We start from the raw sequence: 19,618 nt of genomic DNA on the forward strand, positions 1-19,618 counted from the left end.
GCTTCTCCTTCAGCTTGGCCATCCGCTTTAAGCTGAACCTTGATGGACTCTGGTCGTATGCCATCCTGGTTATCCTTGTCATCCCATGCCTTCGTCACGGTCACGGAGGTTTGACCAGGAGTATGAGTGTTCGTGATGTCATAGCCATCGATTATTGTTGAATAATCTGCCACTGCATCCTCTGTCACGGTATAAGTAATTTGCTGTCCATTCTTATACATATCCAACTCAGTGAAACTGTAAGCCCAGTTATCCTCAGCCGTGACTGTCTTCTCAGCAACCTCTGTTCCGTTGGCCAGCAGGTTCACTGTAATAGACTTTGGTCGTACGCCATCCTGGTTATCCTTATCATCCCACGTTTTTGTACCAGAGATATCAACTGTTTCTGGTGTATAGGAGTTCGTAATGGTGTAACCAGTAGTGGCATTTCCTTCAACTTCTGTTGTATATCCTTTTGGAACACCATCTTCCTCGACTGTGTATACGATATCTTTACCACTTGCCTTTTGATCAAGGTCTGTCCAAGTGTACGTCCAGCTGTTTGCCTCATTTAGCACGATGGCTTCTCCTTCAGCTTGGCCATCCGCTTTAAGCTGAACCTTGATGGACTCTGGTCGTATGCCATCCTGGTTATCCTTGTCATCCCATGCCTTCGTCACGGTCACGGAGGTTTGACCAGGAGTATGAGTGTTCGTGATGTCATAGCCATCGATTATTGTTGAATAATCTGCCACTGCATCCTCTGTCACGGTATAAGTAATTTGCTGTCCATTCTTATACATATCCAACTCAGTGAAACTGTAAGCCCAGTTATCCTCAGCCGTGACTGTCTTCTCAGCAACCTCTGTTCCGTTGGCCAGCAGGTTCACTGTAATAGACTTTGGTCGTACGCCATCCTGGTTATCCTTATCATCCCACGTTTTTGTACCAGAGATATCAACTGTTTCTGGTGTATAGGAGTTCGTAATGGTGTAACCAGTAGTGGCATTTCCTTCAACTTCTGTTGTATATCCTTTTGGAACACCATCTTCCTCGACTGTGTATACGATATCTTTACCACTTGCCTTTTGATCAAGATCTGTCCAAGTGTACGTCCAGCTGTTTGCCTCATTTAGCACGATGGCTTCTCCTTCAGCTTGGCCATCCGCTTTAAGCTGAACCTTGATGGAATTTGGTCGTATGCCATCCTGATTTTCCGCATCTTTCCACACCTTCGTTACGGTCACGGAAGTTTGACCAGGAGTATGGGTGTTCGTGATGTCATAGCCAGCGATTGTTGTTGAATAATCTGCCACTGCATCCTCTGTCACGGTATAAGTAATTAGCTGTCCATCCTTATACTTATCCAAGTCAGTGAAACTGTAGGCCCAGTTATCCTCAGCCGTGACTGTCTTCTCAGCAACCTCTGTTCCGTTGGCCAGCAGGTTCACTGTAATAGACTTCGGTCGCACGCCATCCTGATTATCCTTATCATTCCATGTTTTCTTACCGGATACCTCGGTTGTCTCAGGTGTATAGATATTTTTGACATGAATATAGTCACTAGAATGGGATGAAGTTAGGGTAACGGCTTTGTCCACTCCATCGCCGGTAACTTCCCATTCATAACCTTCAATTTCCACATTCTCCAAACTCTCGACCACATAGTAGGTACCAAAGTCCAGAGGGCAAACTAAAATGCTATCGCCATTTCCCAACTTGTACGTACCGATGACCTCATTCTCAGTATCACTAACCTTCTTATACAAGGTAAAGGTATAGTCTTTGTTAGTATTCACTCCATCGACAGACTTCGCCAGATTTAAAGAGCCAACGGAAGTGCTACCGCTAGACAAAATCAAGTCAATACCGCTACCTTTAACGAAATCACCATCAGCCCAATCTTTATTGTCCTTAAGTGGCGGACAAACGTTAAGGGAGGACCAATATCCCATATCGTTGACACTTAAGGTAATGTTAACCTCAACTTGTTGGTCACCAACAGGGACAGTAACAGTCTTGGTTAAATTCACAGTGTAGGTAATGGGATTTGTATAGGTTCCTATTGGAAAATTGCCGTCGAGACGAACCTGAGTATTACCTTGATTGTCAGTACTACTTTTTTCATTGACCGTATAGGCATATTTTTTACCGTTGCTGTCAATAATCTCCACATCTACGGTATTACCAAAATCCGACTTATCAAATGAAAAAGTGACATCCTGTTCTGTACCATTGACATAGACAGTCGCCTTCAGATCTTTGCAGGCGATATCTATATGATCAACGTTATAAGAGGCTCTTTCTTCCGCAAGAGTCGCAATCTCTGATTCATTTTCCTCTGTTGAAGCTTTTTCGGCCGTAACCTTTTCTTCTTTACTTTGATCTTCGTCAGCTTGACCAGAAGCTTGTTCTGCTTCGGATACTCCATTGCTTTCTTCTGGAGTATCTTTTTCTTCTTTACTTTGGTCAGTAGCTTGATCAGTAGGTTGCTCTGCTTCGGATTCTCCATTGCTTTCTTCTGGAGTATCTTTTTCTTCTTTACTTTGGTCAGTAGCTTGATCAGTAGGTTGCTCTGCTTCGGATTCTTCATCGCTCTTTTCCAGTGCATCTTTTTCCTCTTCAGACGCTACAGTCCCATCTTCGAAACCTTCTCCTTGCTCCTCAATTGTTTCTTCTGCAGCCTTTTCATCGATGTCAGTTGAAGCGGCTGTCATTGTAGCTTCTTCAAGTGAAGATGAAAAATTACTCGTTGTACTGTCAGCATTAACATACTGAGTTACCGGAGTTAAAATCGTTTGCACAAGAAGAAAAAGCAATGTCAGAATTGAGAATGCTCTTTTTCTCGTGCGTTTTTTCATGTAGTACCTACTCCGAGTCGATCTCATGATTCACACACCCTTATGAAGTTTTTTGGAGCAGCTTTTAAAGCCCTATTGAAATAATTTCGCAGAACATCTCCCTTCATTTATATTATTTACTAGAATAATAGTGAAAATAATAACTATTCTAATAAACTATTTACATCACTATATTATCAATTTTTAAACAATTTAAACTAATGTAATTATTGACAATAGTTATATTAATATACAATTAAAGATATGGGATTAAGCTAGTGAATGGATCTGAAGGGGTAGTTAGGAGGTTATGTTTTTTTAAAGGATTGATGAAATATTTACAAATTAATGACAAATAAACTTGGCATTTCAATCTCTTATAGATAGATTGCAATTTTGATTCATTACGGACTCCATTAAACATGCAGACAAATAAAAAAAGCCTAAATTAAAGGCTTTTCAAAAAGAACTATCTATCCTTTTATACGCATCATTTAATATACACGGTTATACTTTCTATTCTGACAGATATTTATAAAACAGCATTAATTGACTTACTGTGTCAACTTAGTATCAATGTATTCTTTAAATTCCTGCAGTTCCTTTTCTTCGGGCCTGTTGCCATCCATAACCTTCTGTACCGTTTCAGCTACCATTTTAGGCAGTGTATTAATTGCCCACTGACCTGCTTCTTGCTTAGAAGTAATGATTCCTGCTTTTACATACCAATACACCCTAACCATATTTAACACACAATACTTCGGATCCTTCTCTAAGTTAGCAAGACACTCCCGGTAATCTTCCATTACGGATGATAGATAATCACTTTGGGGAACTAGCGGGAAAACTTCTTCAATTGGAGGACCCTCAAGGCAAATCCCACGTCTATGAAGAATCGTAATATGGGCAGCTAAATCTGAATCTTTTAAGTCTGCTTTATTAAGATAGTAGTCTGCCTTCTCTTCATACTTTTCTCTCCAATATTCACTGTAATGGAAATCATACGGACAAGGATGCTGCCAATTCCTTAGTTGATCTGTGTTTAAAAAACTGACTTCAATCGGAAATGGTTTTCCGGAATTGGATAGAAAATAATTAACTAACTCTTTTTTAGCCTCAAAGGTAAGTGGATTTTCAGTCACTACGATAAGGTCGATCTCACTGGACTGCGGATTAAATCCATCCATAGCTAATGAACCATGAACATAGAACCCTTTAAAATTATCTTGAAGACTTTCTTTTATTTGCTCCAAAACCTTATAGACATAATCTTTTATTTCGGTTGTGCTAGTTTCCCATGAATAAATCATACTTACACCCCTAAATGAATTATTTGCTCTCAATCTATTTTTACGTAATCTTGCTCACACTATCACATCATCCGTGATCAAAAAGCGAGTTAGACCGCATTTACATGAAAATTTTCCCTTCTCATACTTACACAATAGTATAAAAACAAATAAATATCCATTAAAAATGGATAATAAGGCTACCAAAAAACACAAATATTCTATTTCGGACACAAAAGTGCCAAACTATTTATGATTTAAATTGAAAAATCGATAGGAAGAGGTGTTGTTGCGTTCATTTAGGTATCATTCTAGTAAACATAAATGGAATCAACTTTAAATAAAATTTAATTTTATTAAATGGATTGTCTGAGCAAACTTATATTTAAAGGAGGAATATTTCGGATAATAATAAAATGCTAGATTGGATTCTAACATAAGATATAGAAGACATTATATTTATAAAAAATGGACGATCGAATTAGCTTAGAAGATGCAAATGATTCTACTAATATTGCCATGTCTTTATTGGAAAACTCTTATTTAATCTGTAAATAATAAAAAAACGACCCTGCTAGTACGACACAGGTCATCTAGATCATCATCTAGCATTCAGCTTCATTCAGTTACTCTAATGCTCTTATAGTTAAACTCGAAAAATAGTATGCCGCTCCGGCACAGCTTCTTCTTTTAACTCAATGGTCGGATGATGCCATTCTGCGCCCATTCACACAATGAATCCCGACTACACTCGCTTATTTTACTAGCTTTTTCTTTTTTGTTCCTTTTCAACCCTCCCCCCTGTCAATAGACAGGAAGGTTCAACTCTTGATAAGGTGAATATGAAACAGAACAAACCACCTGTAACAGATTAACAGGGTAAATCAACGAATTAACAAATTCTGTCAAGAGTTCATCATAACATGGACTCTTTTTTTCTTAATTTTTTATATTTATCATATAAAATCTGTGAATTAAAAGGGAGTGTTACTATCTTTAGCGTATTTTCTACATTTAAAATACCAGGAGAAAAAAGCGAGGAAGTTATAGATATTTATAGAAACCGTTCCCGGAAAGTCGATCAGGCTCACGGATTTATTAATTTTTTCCTCTTGCAGAATGAGAAACATCCTGATGAATTGACCGTTCAATTACTATTTGAAGAGAAAGAGGATTATCTTAACTGGGTAAGGAGCAGCCAATTCAAAGAGATTCACGACTTAGAGAAAAAGTATCCTGATCAAGAATTAGCCGGTGTTATACCTACAGTGACAAAATATAAGGTGGTCTGCAAGTAATGAATACAACTGTATTCATTGAGCAAGTGACAGAACGAATCTATGCACTCGATCCATCCTTACAGGAACGCCATGGTGATAAAGGAAAAGACAAATGCCGGACAGATAATAAACACCATCTTGATCATCTGCAAACGGCCTTTGAATTAGATAATGCAAAAGTATTTACGGATTATACACTTTGGTTAAATGGAATCCTGCAAAAATACGGAATGAAGACACAAACACTGCTGGATAATTTCGTGATCATAAAAGAAGAGTTGGGGCAAATTTCTGATATCCCAGTTATAAAAAAGAAAATATACCTTTCATTTTTAACAGATGCCATAGACATTCTTGAGTGCGAAAAAGCCAAAGAGGAGGCATAAATATATGCAATCGATTATCGATTTCACTAGCATCTTACTTTCTGGCAATTACAATAAAGCCTGGGATTATATTAAATCTCTTAAACATCTTTCAACTTTAGATATCTATGATCAACTCCTAACTCCTGCCATGCATCGTATTGGGGACTTATGGGAAAACAATGAAATTACAGTGGCCGATGAACATATAGCGACAGCTACTTGCGATTTTGTTTTATCTAGATTGGCGTTTGAGCACAATCTCAACGCAACACCTACTAAAACGAAAAAAGCAATGTTCCTTTGTTTAGAAGGAGAACAACATTATATTGGTCTAAAAATGGCAGCTCAATTATTCGCGGAATATGGCTGGGAAACCAAGTATTTTGGACCGAATCTTCCCCTTGAATATGCCTTACATACTGCCATCGAATGGGAACCTGATGTCATCGGACTTTCCTTGACCATTGTAACCCATTTACCAAAGTTGAAATCATATACAGACAGCTTCAAGGCATTACCTGTGCCTCCAAAAATCCTTATTGGCAGCAGATTGGGCAATAAATATGATTTAAAAACGTACTCGAGCGGAGATCCCATCATCGTAACGGATTTATCGGATATAGAGACGTGGCTAAAAGATTATTCTATAGGAGAGACAAAAAATGCAATGTATTGACACACCACTACCACTTCCCTATATAGTAGTAGACTATAACGGAAAAATTCTACAATACAATTCCCTGTCATCTAATCTATTTAATTTAAACACCTCAGATATTTCAGGGGTTATAGATGATGAAAGTATGAACAAGCTTGTCAAAGCAAGTTTGTCGAATGAAAGTACGCAACAAATAGAATTGAATGTTCATACGAAGGAGTCCTCGCTGGCCTTATTTGATGTATATCTATCAGATGACTCAACCGGAAGAATGCATATTCTTTTTGTCTCCAAGGAAAAGAGCAATCAATTATATCTTAATAAAATTATAGAATTGCAAGAAAGACTGGCACACACAGATTTTGAATTACTCGAGCAAAAGGAAAAACTGGAAGATGTACTTATGCGATTAAACAAACTTTCCGGACCCTTTATCCCTCTGTCCAATAAAATGTGCTATATCCCTTTATTCGGGGATATAACCTCTGAAAAAATCAACTTGATATCCGAACATGTCCTTCACTCAGTCTTTAATGGAGAGTATCAAAATATCCTAATCGATTTAACCGCTGTTGGTGAAGTACAAGATGATGGTATCAAAAAATTAATCGACCTCATCCGTACGCTTCGATTTATGGCAGGAAGCAAGATCCAACTAATCGGCATTCAACCAAGACTGTCAAAGATTCTCTCTAACTATGAACTTGAAATTCAAATCATCCCTGCAATATATCTTACAGAATGAATATGCATGATTGATTGATTTTAATCACATTTATTACAATCGGTATCTAATACCAATCTGCGAAAAATTACTATTCATCAAGTTGTAATCATACTGATAGGTCAGATTTTTGTCCTTTCAGTATGATGGATCAACATTTCCCTTCCTGCTTCATCCAAACTGATTATCTACATTGAAATGGATCGTTCCTATATTTAAGTCTAATCTTAACCTTATTCAAGGTCAGGATCCGTTCAGTAAGTATAGCGCGGTATCTATTTTGATTTCATTTCTTGATAAAGAGGATTTTCCAACGTTTAATTCGTTACTGTGTTAAAAAGGTATTAATACCAAGATGACAGAGAGAATCAAGAATTTCATAATGAAAAAGCAAAAGAAGTAACCAAAGATATTACTTAAAAAAGGTAGATTAGCATAGTTGCTAATCTACCTTTTCAAACAAACATATAACGATTAAAATTTATTTTCTTCTAAAAAGATAAAGTGTATTCATATATCTTCCCATTATCCATCTTAACTGTGACAACCGCTTTGCCTTTGGACTCCTGAATTCCTCCTATATTAAATCGAACGCCAAAGTCCCAACTGCCATATGGTTTAATCTCAGTAGGTAAACCATTGTTTTGTATCTCTTCAGCAGTAAAGGTTCTATATAATGAGTTATTATTATAAAATTGGACTTTCTCGACATATACACTATCGTAAGAATCTAGGTTCATCAATGTAAATGAGAGGCTCTTGATTACACCATTAACACTCGATGACCCAACTGATGAAAAATACATAGTTGGTTTAGTATCTGAAATGACGATAGTTTTGGACCCGCTTTTTCCATCGGCAGTTGCTGTAATGGTTACTGTACCCTCCGAAATGGTACTTAGTATGCCATCTGCACTGATAGCGGCAATAGATTCATCACTGCTCTTCCAAGTAACTTGTTGATCTGTAGCATCTGTTGGTGTAATTTCAGCTGTCAACTGCTGCGTTTTACCTGTTCTCATTTTAGATGGAGCATTAATAGTGATATTAGAGACAGGGATTTTTTGAACTGTGATAATTCTTGTGACTTTTCCAGTGTTTCCTGCAGCATCGGAAACCGTATACGTAACAGTGTATTCACCTTCTTTTTGTGTATCAACTGAACCAGCTGTCAATATTTTCGAAGTGATGTCACCATCGTTATTATCGGAAGCGGAAACGCCATTTAATACGTTAAATTCGGTATATAGACCGATGGTTACATCCGATACTCCCGAGAAAACTGGTTTAACATTATCAATTACAGTTACAGTCCTATCTGCAGTTACAGTATTTCCAGACACATCTGACACTGAATATGTTAGCTTATAGCTTCCAGCCTTGTTGATATCGACCGTGCCATCCACTTTAATTTTAGAAGTTATATCTCCATCACTGTTATCTGAAGCGGTTATGCCTTTTAATGGATTAAAATCTTCTCCAAAATTAATTTGAATATCTTCCACACCGGAAAGAACAGGTGCAGTACTATCAATAACTGTTACAGTACGTTTTACAGAGACGTTGTTTCCAGATTGATCAGAAACTGAATACGTAAGAGAATAGATACCTGCTTTTTCTACATTAACTTCGCCTTCAACCTTAATTTCAGAAGTTAAATCCCCATCATAATTATCAGTTGCCGCAACACCTTTCAAAGAATCAAACTCTTGGCCAAAAGGAATCTCGTAATTTTCAACACCGTTAATAACGGGGGAAACCTTGTCAACAACAGTTACATTACGTTGTTTAGATACTTTGTTACCTGCTTTATCAGAAACAGAATAAGTCAGCTTATAGGTACCAATTTTATTAACATCAACTGTGCCCTCAACTTTAATCTTGGAAGTTAAATCCCCATCGTTTTTATCAGAAGCAGACACACCTTTTAAAATATCGAACATTTCTCCAAGAGCAACTTGGGTGTTATTAATCCCTTTAATTACTGGCTTAACATTATCTACAACCTTAATGGTACGATAAACCGTTGTTTTATTTTTAGCTTTATCTGTAATATCGTAGGTAAGCTTATAAGATCCTGCTTTTTTCGTATTTACCGTTCCAGATATTTTAATATTTTTAGTAATATTGCCATCAACATTATCCTTCGCAGTTACACCAGCACGTGGATTAAAAGAAGTATCTATGTTAATAGATTTATTCTTTGCACCAGATATAGTTGGTTTAATAGTGTCCTTTTTAACAGTAATCTTGCGTGTAACAGTTCTCTTATTTTTTGTCTTATCTGATACAGTATAGGTTAGTTTGTATGTTCCTATTTTGTTAGTATTAACTTTTCCAGTGACTTTGATTTTTTTAGTGATATTACCATCTGCATTATCTTTGGCAGTAACACCGGTAAGAGGCTTAAATGTTGAGCCAGCGTAGATCGCCTTATTGGAAACGCCGGAAATGGTAGGTTTGGTTGTATCTTTCTTTACTGTAATAGTTCGAGTGACTATTCTTTTGTTATTCGTCTTGTCTATAACAGTATATTTAATTTTGTATTTTCCGACTTTTTTGGTGTTTACTTTTCCACTTACTTTGATTTTGGAAGTGAGGTTCCCATCGGCATTATCAGTAGCTTTGACACCTGTTTTGGGATTAAAAGAATACCCTTTGTATACGGTCTTATTTGATACTCCAGTGATTATTGGTTTAGTCGTATCTTTCTTAACTGTCACAACACGCTTTACTGTACGAGTGTTCTTCGCCTTATCAGTTGCCTTATATGTTAGCGTGTATTTACCCGTCTTTTTTGTATTCACCTTTCCCGATATTTTGATACGGCTTGTGATGTTTCCATCAACATTATCTTTCGCTACAACCCCTTTTTTCGGATTAAACGAGTGGTTTAAGTAAGCGGTTGTATTCTTTGCCCCAGTAATGGTCGGTTTAGTCTTGTCGGTTGCTGCACTGACAAAATTCGGAGAAAAACAACTGAAAAATAGAGCTAAGCTTACTACAACCATTAACAACCTTTTTTTCTTGTGCATCTTAAACACTTCCTTTCTTCGTTTGGCAAGTAATTAAAATTATCCGTGCATCTGATAAAGTACATACCTGACTTGCTTTAATTATATCATTATAATTAATTATAGATACAATGTTATAAATACAACCACTATTTAGATTACTCTGTATACTAGAATACAAACAAAAAGTGAGATAGGTTATCCCATTCCACTTTTTACTTGCTGTCTTATTTAAATCACTTCAAATCATCCATCTTATCCGTCATTCATTGAGTGCTTTGAAAGCAAGCGAAAATATCCTAGTCATAAAATTAATAATTCATTAAGAAATCGAGCGGATCTGTTTCTACTCTACCTCTTATTTTTGAATTCAGTTTTACTTTGAAGGCAAGCAATATGATATACGAAAAATGAATCATAAATACGTCCAAATCGAGGATGAAGTAGCTACAGATAATACAGGTTTACCCAGTATAGAAGTATTTCGTAGGAAAGTATCTCTTGCATATTTTAAGAGAGTATATCAGGATAGAGTTTCGAAGGATTAATAAATTTCCTCTCCATCTTCTTCTGACAGTAAGATATAGTTTTCAGATATGATATTATATAAAAAGATCAACGATAAAGGATGTATGAAGAATGAAGAAAAAAGTAAAAGTAGTTGGCGCTGTTATGGAAAATGAAAAGGGCGAGGTGTTATGTGCTCTACGCTCTCCTGAAATGGCATTACCAAACCTATGGGAATTTCCAGGAGGTAAAATTGAAGAAGGTGAAAAACCTGAAGAAACACTAGTTAGAGAAATTGAAGAAGAGCTTGAATGCCAGATTGAAGTGGGAGAATTAGTGGCAGATATCGTTCATGAATATCCTACCTTCATTATTAACCTCATTACATATAAAGCGAAAATTACAAATGGTACACCGATCGCTACAGAACATGCTGAACTTAAATGGGTACCACTTAAGGATTTAAGAACATTGGAATGGGCACCAGCTGATTTGCCAACCATTGATGCATTATTAGCCTAGTAAACAAAACAAGGGAAGTGGATACCCACTTCCCTTGTTATTTATACTTTTTTCGTAAACTCCGTATACAAACTAGCTGGAACTTCATGTTCAAGTTCCATTTTCACTGTGATAGGCTTTTCTCCCTCAAACTCAACCGTATTTCCTTTACCGATGTAAATATAAGGCTCCGTTTTCTTATCGATCATTTTATACTTCCTTACAAATAAATGAAGCGTAATTCCTCTATCTTTATTATAGACGATATTTTTACCTTGTTCCGATGTTGGAGCAGTTTTATTAGGTGTTTGCCATTGAAAATAGCGTTCATTAATAAATTCATCGTGATAATTAATACTTTCCTTAATATCCGCTTCCTTATGCAAATCAATAAACAGGAAGTAATCATTCCCGTTAGCTAGTAAACCCGATCCCCTAAAGGCACTATGACTCTTCCGATAGTTAGAAAGTAAAGCCGCATCAGCCATCTGATATTGTTCATACAGCTTAAAATGAGGAACGCCATAATAGTCTTCTTTAAATTCCTTTTCGTATCGAAATATCCCATAATGAATGGTATCTTCTATAAATGGTCTATATATCTCATTGTCTAAAAGACGTTGATAGGCTGGTGTTTTCGTTAACTGACCATTCACAAGTAAAAACAATTTGAAATTACGTTTTTTCTGAGCTGGATCGTAATAATCTTGATTCCAGCATTCAAGCGCATGCAAGACACTATCCTCATCCACATCTTTCACATACTTTAATATTTCTTGTTTAGCTTGGTCTAAAGAAAGCTGATCATGATCTAATAAAAATTTGGCAATCACAAATTCATATACACGTTTAAGTGGCAGCTTACTAGATAGTTCTTTTAAGGCCCCTTCAAATGAATCATTTAATAGCAAATTCTTTAACTGCTCATTCTTTTCTACCTTGGCTACAAACTGTAAGTATGTCTTCTCTCGATCAATAAATTTAATAGGATTAGGAGAACCATCGTACTTCATATAATCCATTAAATAGTAAGGAATATGACCATTATTCATTTTCTTAAATTCGAAATACTCTTCCTTCAAATACTGTAAGGAATTGAAGTTTTCCTTATCAATTTGCGCTAAGATTCGTTCCTTAGATATTTTATCCATCTGGATATGCGTACAACCTGGAATATTAGCAAAGCCAGTAGCAATCGCCACTTTCAAGCTTTCTTTATCATAATAGCGGCTTCCATTTAATGCGATCGCAATCAAGAACGTTTTACTATGATTACCGATGAAATCAAGCACCGTTAAGAAATTCTTATCCTTATATTTACGTAGTCCTCGACCAAGCTGCTGAATAAATACGATAGGTGAATTCGTAGGTCGCAGCATAAGGACTGTGTTAACAGAAGGAATATCAACACCTTCATTAAAGATATCAACCGTAAAGATAAACTCTAATTCATCATTATCATCTTCTAGTCTATTAATAAGTGCTGTACGTTTATCTGATTTATCATCGCCAGACAAACAAACACTTGGGTAGCCCCTCTTATTAAATTCCTCCGCCATAAACTTAGCATGTTCGACCGTTATACAAAATCCAAGGCCCTTTCTCGTTAGACCGTCAAAGCCATAGAAATTCATTTTGTCAATGATAAAATCAACACGTTGATTGACCTTTAATCGCTTCGTAATTTCAGCCACATCATCAATATCCACGTCACTTAAATCTACTTCAGCGATATCTGTTATCCCAAAGTAGTGGAAAGGAATAACTAAATCATCATCAAGTGCTTCATGTAAACGAACCTCTAACGCCACATTATTATCAAACAGATCAAATACATTTTGCTGATCGCTACGTTCTGGAGTAGCCGTCATTCCTAACGTGAATTGTGGAGTGAAATAATCAAAAATCACTTGATAGCTAGGGCTAGTCGCATGGTGTGCCTCGTCAAAAATAATATAATCAAACTCATCTGGTCGATAATCCTGGTGGTACTTTGAGATCGTATTGATCGTCGCAAAAATATAATCAGCATCCTTTTGCTTTGTATTCCCTGTTAATAAGCCGAAGGATAATTTCTCATTAGGCAGAAGCTTTTCAAATGTCTCCTTTGCCTTCTTTAAAATTTCTTCACGATGGACAATAAAGAGTAATCTCTTAGGCTTGAAGGATTTGACATCAAAAGCAGACATATACGTTTTTCCCGTTCCAGTCGCCGCAATCACCAATGCCTTTTTCTCTCCATAAGAGCGAATTCGCTCTAAATTTTCCATAGCCCGTCTTTGCATTTTATTAGGTGTGATATACTCTGCTTTTTCATAGATGAATGATTGATTATTCGTAAAATCACTCAACTTACTCAAAAAGTCCTCATACTTAGCAATAAAAGCATCATCTGCTTGAGTACTACTATTCCATAATATCTCATATTCATTTAGTACATCCTGAAGAAAATGTGTGTCTTCCTTCACAATCATTTCCACATTCCATTCAATATTACTCTTCAATGCGCTCTGAGTAATATTCGAGGAGCCAATAATAATCTTATAATAGTCCTCGTACTCAAAGATATAAGCCTTCGTATGAAACCCAACTGTCTTATCTGTTTCAAAAACCTTCAAGTGTATATTCTCAAATTCATTAATTCTCTTAAGCGCCTTAGCCTCAGTGAAATTCAAATAAGTGGACGTAATAATCTGGCCACGAACACCTCGATCTTCCGCCTCTTTAAAAGCATCCAACAAAAGCTGCAACCCACTAAAATTAATAAACGCCACGCTAAAATAAAACCGTTTGCATTGATTTATAGAAGAAATTAGTTCATTTAACAAATTCCCTTTATCCGAATTGACAATAAGTTTTTTTTCGATTTTCATGGATGTCTCCTGACTGTTGAATGTAGTAAAAGTGTAACACTCATAAACATAGTACCATATAAGTAAATAATCATCTTATACATTAGTAGCTAGTCTACCATGCAAAGTCCTTACTAGACATAATAATAGATGGACTATATTTTTTGTACCTTAAAAACTCTAGGAACATGGAATCAAAAGAATCCTTATATAGTAGCAGTTACTTTTAATTACTGTTAAGTTCTTAAGTCAGTTTATGTACATTCTTTTTTAAGAATAACATACTAGAAAATACTTAAAATGGGGTCTCAAGCTATGTTTAAGATGCTCCATAATTTTCTCTATGTGGTGAAATGACCGTAATTCTTTAGGAACATAGATGAAATGAGTCAATTTAATACTATTGAATTACGTTACTCTTCTACAAAATGAAGAAACATCCTTTTTTTAATGTTTAGTTTAGCATATCATTTACAGCTATCCATCATGCCACCATAAAAATGCCCTATTTTTTATATTTTGGACATACGATTTCCTAAATTTGTTGTGTAAATTCTAGAATAATTCTTGAACCTCCATATAAAAATAATGAAAAAAGAAGCTTTTCATAAGTTCTTTTTACCTATGAAAAGCTTCTTAAATTATTTAAGTTGCGATTAAGAGAACGAACAAACACAAGGAATCGTATCATCCGGCTGGAACAAAAATTTCTCTACACCTTGAAAATCCATATCTTCACGATATTGTTTTAAGGTATACGGTCGCCCATTTTTCTTTAATATGGAAACATCTTTCTTGAAATGTTCACGAAAGCGGTTCTCCATATCCTCCTGCTCTTTATATTGTTCTGGCCAAATGGCATATAATGTCGCATAGTGTTGAAAACCGCCACGAACACAACGTCCACCACAATTGGCATGGGAGAATCCATTTATACCTTTTTTTACCAATTTTCGCGCAAGAATATTATCTTCCAGCTTTGCAGCCTCTATTGCAGCTGTATACATTCGAGGTAACTTAATACCCCATTCATACTGTATTATTCCCTTTGCATCAATATCTTCTCGTAAGGTTTCTATTAATGGGAACCTTGTCTCAATAGGTTCTAAAGGGAAGTGAGCATAAAAAGAGCGAATTCCTGCAGCCTTACGGATATTCATATCACCGCTATTCTCTTCTACGATATTTTCTCGACGTTTTACATGACTGTCATCTCGACGATGTTTTTCATGTGGTGCAATACCAAAGTATAAAATAGGCTCAACTTTTTCATTATCACGAAGCTCTTCTAAATATATCAAAGTCTGACGTACTTTTAACTCTTCAGAGCATTTAGCTAATCGTGAATTACCTAAATATCTCATATCAAAAAACACTTCTTCTGGTGTACGACCATCTAGAACTTCCGTAATCTCTAAACCGACATATTCAGCAACTTCATCCATAAAACGTAAATTATCTTCATCTTCCCATAAAGTGTTAGTGAAAAACAATTTACAATTCTCTCTTCTATATGCTTGAACCATATAATAGGATACGTAAGCACTTCCAGCACCACCTGAGAACATTGCAATATGAACACGTCTTCTCTCAGATCGAGGTAAATCAATACCCCATACATTTAAAATTTCATCCTTAATATTAACTTTATCAGCTAAATGTTCAATAGTGAATCTTACTTGTACTCCAGGTAATAATTGTTCAAACAAGCTTAACACTTCAAAACTATCATTCCAGTCATTTTCTACACTCTCAATACAAATTTTATTTTGTCCTTTTAAAATTTTCGGTGTAATTGGTAAATGTATTATTACATTAGATAAATTTTCATACGTAGCCTTTATTTGCTCAGCAACTATACTCAATTTAAAAGTAATATTTTCGTCAACATTTGTTTCTATTAAGTTATCAGTTTGCAAAGATAAATCTGATGTAATTAAATCTACCCCTAATTTTTCGGCTACATTACTCATAAATAACGCATTATTTAAATAAAGTGGCTCATCAGAAACATCACTAAATAAATCTATAAAAAATAATTTAATTGAATTTGACTCATGTTTTTTTTGAAGCATTTTTATTGTGTATGCACTATAAATTCCGCCAAAACCAACTACAACATGCTGTTCCATTATTTCACCTCTTTATTCAATATAATCTTTTGTTAACAAATAGATCATATATTCAATTTCATTATTAGGAATGCTTCTACCAGCATTTTTTAAAATACGATCGATATTAGAATAAACTGTTTTTGCCTTTACCGAAAACTCAGTCTTAGTAATAACTTTTTTATCCTCACCAATCATTAATACAACGGAATTCGATTTACTTTCTAAACCATTCTTCGAAGAATCGATTGTTAATTCTTTAAAGCTTTCCGTTAACTCTCCTACAAACTTTTCAAACGTTTTATCTGACCAGTCTTCTAAACGTACACCAGTGAATAATTCGATAAACTCATCAATCCATTTAGGACTAGATTGAGCATAATTTAAAGATTTAACTAGATCGTTAGTTTTTTTATAGTCTTCATACTGCTTTAACCATTCAAACAACCCTTCACGGGAATTAATCGAGGTAATATCCCCAAAAGTTTCTATTACTATTGACCGTTTACTATAAATTAATTGTTCAGCATATTGCTTTACTGCACGTAATGATTCTATACCACACCCAAATATTTCAAATAATTCATTCAAACTTTGTTGAGGTTTAACCTCAGTTTGTTTAATTAATCTACGTAGCTTATCAAATTCATCTGATACATCATGAGAAATTTGAACATAACGTGGCAATGAACGTAACCATTTTACTAGGGTACCACAAGTCTGAATCAATCGAGAAACATTTTGTCCCTCAAGACGATTTTCGTTGAATTCAGCAAAAATTTCATTAATTTGATTATAGAATTTCAAGTGTTCATTAGCAATTTTCTCATATGAATATCTATAGTTTTCTGCTCCTTCTTCCTCTAAAATTTCATATAGTTTATCACCATTCAATCCGGGTACGAAAATGTCATTTCTATATAGCATAAATTCGCTCCAACGATCTCGTAGTAACGCTACTAATAGTAAAGGTACTACTGGTTGACGAATTCCGTATGGTGATGTTGTGAATATTTTAATTAAATCAGCAAAGTTTCCAATCGGTTTTCGTTCTAATTGTTCCAAAATATCGTTGCGTAGTTTAGCATATGGCTCGTAATTAATGTTTTCATAGTCTGTCGTATGGATATTGGTTTCAAAATGTCCATTATTTTTAAATATAGCTGCATAAATTGCATAAGCGGGTCCGGTACCTGAAATTCCAAATTGGGGTTCTTTAGGTTGTTCTAAAATACCATTAATTAATTGTTTTGCGCCGGCTTTTTGTTGTGATGATAGTTTCATTCTATTGAAAAGATCATTAACAATCTTCGGCGTTAAAGGATATAAATTAAAACACAACTCAGATAACCATTCAGACATTTCTTTATCCGTTTTTGGATTTATCGTTTTATTCACATGATGCCATAGTAAATCCTTATCTAATCTTTGAAGTTTATTGATATATTTTGAAATTCCAAAAGTCGCTTCTCTTTGAAGAATTTTAATTTCTTCTAAAATTCCTTTATCCTCTGCCAATAAATTTTTATCCAACATAAACATTTCTAAAATAGTAGCATTTATTAATTCTGTTTTTATTGTTTTAACTGAATCTGGATGAATTACAAAGATTTCTTTTTTGAAGCATTGCATATTACGAATATATTCTAATATCTTTTTCGGACCTGTATTATCAGGAATAATGTAATAAATATTTATATCATGATGATTATTTATTTTTCGATACTGATTTAACTTATGCATTTCAGAATTTAAAATTAGAGTTACTTTTGCAAATCGAGTCATTTCAATTTCATCATTATAATAATTCGGGAAAAAATATTTTGCTTTGCTGTTTGCAAGCAACTCTTTTCTAACTAGTTCTTGATTTAATACAAACGTATTCTTCTTATCAGCAATTTTTTTCTGTAAGTCAACAATACTACCAGTATGAATTTCCCAAGCAGTAATAAGTGGGTTGAATCGAATAGCCTTAACTTCTGATAAGTATTTTAGTGCATAAGATAACTCATCTTCTTCTATTAACAATGCAAATTGGATAAATTCAGTTGTTAACTTTTGGTGCACAGTTAAATTACATACTTGCCAGAGAGAGATGAATTTTAAAATTGCCTCGGCTAAAGAAATATCAATTTGTGTGCTATCTATCCTAGATAATGCTTTACGATATAAAATAAATTGTTCAGTTGCTACACTACTTATATCACCGTCATCTATGGTAGTAAAAAAATAATCAAACAACTTGTATGGCGAATAATAATCTGAACTCTTCGAAATGTGATTTTGAAGTCCACCAGTTTCTTTACTTTCTAAAAATGTAAATAACGTACGCTCATTTTGACCGAATACACTTGAAAGTTTGGGTAGTAAATATACAGTGACTGGATGAACTGGATATAGTGATTCTATAACTACTCTTTGACGATCCTCTACATTTAGAATTGGAAATAATGAAAATGTTTGTATTCCTTTTGTCATTTGTGGGATGAGTTTAGTATTGATATTTGGCTTTTTTTCTAGATTTTCACTTAAAATAACTTCTGCAATTTTCAAAAATGTTGCTTGGTCACTAGAGATGGTGTATTGTCTTAAACGTTTTTCTACACGTTGGAATTCTCTAGCGATTTCATCATTGAATCCTGTGAAGTATTGTCTTAAATTTTTGTGCGTTATCAATAAAACATGCAAAGCTTTTTCACGATCTGCTATTTCAGCTAAATCTTGAATATCTTGCATTGTTTCATTCATTAATTCATTCGGTAGGCCTTGCAAAAATCGCCCAAATTCATCGTAAATTACAATGAACCCTAAATTGTTTTTATTTGCTACAGTTAATAAATATTCTAATTTTTGAAGAAATCCGTCTCCATAATCTACTTCAAATTCAGCTCCAGAAGTCAATTTCGGATAAATTTCACAGAACCATTGAATTGTTGCTTCATCTTCCTCAACAATTTTTTTATATAAGTCTTCTATTTTATAACCGCTATTTATTGCTGATTTTTCAAATTGTTCATATGTTAATGGAAAGTTGTCTTTCCACACATTAATTGATTGAATAATTCTAGAAGAAACACCTGGTAAAACTACCTCAATTCCTTCATTGTGAATTGATTGCACAATTCCTTGAATAATGGACTTTCTAAAACGCCCCTCATTACCGCTTAAAGCTATTGGAATGTATTTTACTTCAGTATTATTAGCTTGTTGAATCTTATCAGCAATTTCATCATTAAAGTGCTTAAATTTGTTCGTCAACTTCTCAACGCTATTTGTTTGTTTTGACATTAACGTACTAACAACTGTCGCTAAAAGGGACTTACCCGTACCATAAGCTCCTACAATGATATGTGAACGGTTTCCAGTTCCTAAAAAGCCATCTAATAATCCAATTAAAGCTTCAGTATGTGATGGAGTTGGGATATAACGATTTACAAATTCTTCTTTACCGATATCAAATCTAATATTTACGCTGGTTTTAAATGTCATTTTTTT

11 protein-coding genes are annotated in these 19,618 nt (G+C 34.8%); 5 read left to right on the forward strand and 6 right to left on the reverse strand.

Annotated features, from left to right (window positions below):
• Both FHY45_RS15020 and FHY45_RS15025 read right to left on the reverse strand, forming a co-directional pair.
• A partial coding sequence (locus FHY45_RS15020) for a Cna B-type domain-containing protein (protein ID WP_180349991.1) occupies window positions 1–2,840 on the reverse strand: 2,840 nt, incomplete at its 3' end.
• 533 nt (window positions 2,841–3,373) lie between these two features.
• Window positions 3,374–4,129, reverse strand: coding sequence for an aminoglycoside adenylyltransferase domain-containing protein (locus FHY45_RS15025; RefSeq protein ID WP_139892362.1), 756 nt, complete (start codon window positions 4,127–4,129; stop codon window positions 3,374–3,376).
• Window positions 4,130–5,100: 971 nt separating this feature from the next.
• On the opposite strand from FHY45_RS15025, the gene FHY45_RS15030 reads away from it, so the two are divergent.
• From FHY45_RS15030 to FHY45_RS15045, 4 genes are read left to right on the forward strand one after another with little or no spacing between them, the layout of a single operon-like run.
• Window positions 5,101–5,406 (forward strand): antibiotic biosynthesis monooxygenase family protein, encoded by a 306-nt coding sequence (locus FHY45_RS15030; RefSeq protein WP_139892633.1) that lies wholly within the window; start codon window positions 5,101–5,103, stop codon window positions 5,404–5,406.
• A complete protein-coding gene (locus tag FHY45_RS15035; RefSeq protein ID WP_139892363.1) occupies window positions 5,406–5,774 on the forward strand; it encodes a hypothetical protein in 369 nt (122 codons plus the stop codon). Before FHY45_RS15030 ends, FHY45_RS15035 begins: the two co-directional genes overlap by 1 nt.
• Before the next feature lie 4 nt (window positions 5,775–5,778).
• Complete coding sequence (locus FHY45_RS15040) at window positions 5,779–6,432, forward strand: cobalamin B12-binding domain-containing protein (RefSeq protein ID WP_139892364.1); 654 nt, start codon at window positions 5,779–5,781, stop codon at window positions 6,430–6,432.
• Window positions 6,419–7,159 (forward strand): STAS domain-containing protein, encoded by a 741-nt coding sequence (locus FHY45_RS15045; RefSeq protein WP_139892365.1) that lies wholly within the window; start codon window positions 6,419–6,421, stop codon window positions 7,157–7,159. Before FHY45_RS15040 ends, FHY45_RS15045 begins: the two co-directional genes overlap by 14 nt.
• Window positions 7,160–7,629: 470 nt before the next feature.
• Here FHY45_RS15045 and FHY45_RS15050 read toward each other — a convergent pair whose 3' ends face one another.
• Entirely contained in the window at window positions 7,630–10,173 is a 2,544-nt protein-coding gene (locus FHY45_RS15050) for an immunoglobulin-like domain-containing protein (RefSeq protein WP_257469168.1), read from the reverse strand.
• 618 nt (window positions 10,174–10,791) lie between these two features.
• On the opposite strand from FHY45_RS15050, the gene FHY45_RS15055 reads away from it, so the two are divergent.
• Window positions 10,792–11,181: a (deoxy)nucleoside triphosphate pyrophosphohydrolase gene (locus FHY45_RS15055; RefSeq protein ID WP_139892367.1), complete on the forward strand. Its 390-nt coding sequence runs from the start codon at window positions 10,792–10,794 to the stop codon at window positions 11,179–11,181.
• Between the two features lie 41 nt (window positions 11,182–11,222).
• Here the strand turns inward: FHY45_RS15055 and FHY45_RS15060 are convergent, their stop codons facing one another.
• The 3 genes from FHY45_RS15060 to FHY45_RS15070 all read right to left on the reverse strand — a co-directional run bounded on the left by FHY45_RS15060 (window position 11,223) and on the right by FHY45_RS15070 (window position 19,612).
• Complete coding sequence (locus tag FHY45_RS15060) at window positions 11,223–14,033, reverse strand: DEAD/DEAH box helicase (protein WP_139892368.1); 2,811 nt, start codon at window positions 14,031–14,033, stop codon at window positions 11,223–11,225.
• Between the two features lie 635 nt (window positions 14,034–14,668).
• Complete coding sequence (locus tag FHY45_RS21005; RefSeq protein WP_257469128.1) at window positions 14,669–16,144, reverse strand: hypothetical protein; 1,476 nt, start codon at window positions 16,142–16,144, stop codon at window positions 14,669–14,671.
• Window positions 16,145–16,156: 12 nt separating this feature from the next.
• Window positions 16,157–19,612, reverse strand: coding sequence for a DUF6079 family protein (locus FHY45_RS15070; protein ID WP_139892369.1), 3,456 nt, complete (start codon window positions 19,610–19,612; stop codon window positions 16,157–16,159).
• Window positions 19,613–19,618: the final 6 nt, after the last annotated feature.

It is taken from the genome of Bacillus sp. D386, from assembly GCF_006346415.1.

Bases quoted from the DNA above. Each gene is read 5' to 3' on its own strand.
- FHY45_RS15025 (WP_139892362.1), bottom strand. From the start codon at position 4,129: ATGATTTATTCATGGGAAACTAGCACAACCGAAATAAAAGATTATGTC.
- FHY45_RS15035 (WP_139892363.1), top strand. From the start codon at position 5,406: ATGAATACAACTGTATTCATTGAGCAAGTGACAGAACGAATCTATGCA.
- FHY45_RS15040 (WP_139892364.1), top strand. From the start codon at position 5,779: ATGCAATCGATTATCGATTTCACTAGCATCTTACTTTCTGGCAATTAC.
- FHY45_RS15045 (WP_139892365.1), top strand. From the start codon at position 6,419: ATGCAATGTATTGACACACCACTACCACTTCCCTATATAGTAGTAGAC.
- FHY45_RS15050 (WP_257469168.1), bottom strand. From the start codon at position 10,173: ATGCACAAGAAAAAAAGGTTGTTAATGGTTGTAGTAAGCTTAGCTCTA.
- FHY45_RS15055 (WP_139892367.1), top strand. From the start codon at position 10,792: ATGAAGAAAAAAGTAAAAGTAGTTGGCGCTGTTATGGAAAATGAAAAG.
- FHY45_RS15060 (WP_139892368.1), bottom strand. From the start codon at position 14,033: ATGAAAATCGAAAAAAAACTTATTGTCAATTCGGATAAAGGGAATTTG.
- FHY45_RS21005 (WP_257469128.1), bottom strand. From the start codon at position 16,144: ATGGAACAGCATGTTGTAGTTGGTTTTGGCGGAATTTATAGTGCATAC.
- FHY45_RS15070 (WP_139892369.1), bottom strand. From the start codon at position 19,612: ATGACATTTAAAACCAGCGTAAATATTAGATTTGATATCGGTAAAGAA.